The organism is Pseudomonas sp. GYB4201, assembly GCF_056312595.1.
On sequence record NZ_JBWGIG010000088.1, the window covers coordinates 1 to 1,314 of the forward strand.

Here is a 1,314-nt window from a genome sequence, read left to right on the forward strand (position 1 = left end):
TGTCTAGTCCTGAAATAGGTTTACACCTCTTTCAGTCTCAAAACGCCCGATGCACCGCATCGGGCGTTTTGTATTTCAGGGAGAGATGTGGTCGCTCCCCGTTGTAGATCAGTACAGATTCATCCACCATTTTCACTGCATCCGCTAGGTTTTTGGGGCGATGCAGCAGCAACTCGTTCTTCAAGATCCCGTTTACTCTCTCCGCCAGCGCATTTTGGTAGCAGTCATAGCCGTCGGTCATTGAGCATCTGACCCCATGCTTGGCATGCAATCGCTGATAAAGCTCAGAGCAATACTGGGCCCCACGGTCTGAGTGGTGAATCAGCGGTAGCGTGGTTCTGCGCGCCCTCACCGCTTTTTCCATTGCTTTGATCACCGAATCGGTATGCAGGCTTTCATGCACATGATGGCCAACAATCTTGCGCGAATAGGCGTCTGTCACCAGGCTCACGTACGCCACACTTTCCCGTGTGGGTAGATAGGTTATGTCTGCGACCCAGACTTGCTCAGGCCTGATAGCCACGACTTGTTCTGGGCCGGCTTTGAGCAGGTTCGGGTGGCGACGAAAACGGTGATGGCTGTCTGTTGTCTTGTGGTAAGCCCGTTTGCGCGCTACCAGCTCTCGGGCGTCGCGCAGGATGGTAAACAGACGGTCCCTGCCTACGCGTACTGACGCGTCAGCTGCGATAGTTATCAGATGATGCAGCTTGCGCGTACCCAGCCTTGGCTGGCGGCGGCGCTTCTCGAGAACAAAGGCCAGTACCGCTTGTTCCTGGCGTAGTTTCGCATCAAAAGCTCGGTTGCGCTTGTAATATGCCTGGCGCGAAATGCCCATGAACAGGCAAGCCCTGCTGATACTCAGGTCTTGGATTTGCCCTTGCGAGAGGACTTGCCGGATCGCTTTTTTACTACGGAAACGCCATAGTCATTTTTCAGAACATTCACGACAGCCTCGAAGAACTGAGCCTTCTGATTGCTCAACGCCAGCTGTTCTTCAAGCTCTTTGATCCGCTGTTCGGGGGTCAGCGGGAGGGTTGGTTCTGTCATGGACCTAGTCCTAGGCTCTCGAATTGATGCGCCTTGGCTCCAGTCCTGCCGGCCATGTTTGCGTAGCCAGACCAGCACTGTGGATCGGCCCTGGATGCCGTAGCGCCGTTGAGCCTCTTTATAACTCAACTCGCCTTTTTCGACCTGGTCTACGACCGACAATTTAAAGGCTAGCGTGTAATCGCGCTGACTCCGCCTTTTGCCTGAATCCATTGATTCCTCCTGAGGATTGGTCAGAAGGTGTAAACCTTATTCAGGACGGGACAC

Annotated in this window: 1 protein-coding gene; it reads right to left on the bottom strand. The window is 54.0% G+C overall.

The features are described 5' to 3' along the window. Positions 1–37: 37 nt before the first annotated feature. A protein-coding gene (locus tag AC0Z2B_RS32430) for an IS3 family transposase (RefSeq protein WP_476302259.1) occupies positions 38–1,260 on the bottom strand; the annotation gives its coding sequence in 2 pieces (ribosomal slippage) (positions 38–909 and positions 909–1,260; 1,224 coding nt in all). Positions 1,261–1,314 lie beyond the last annotated feature (54 nt).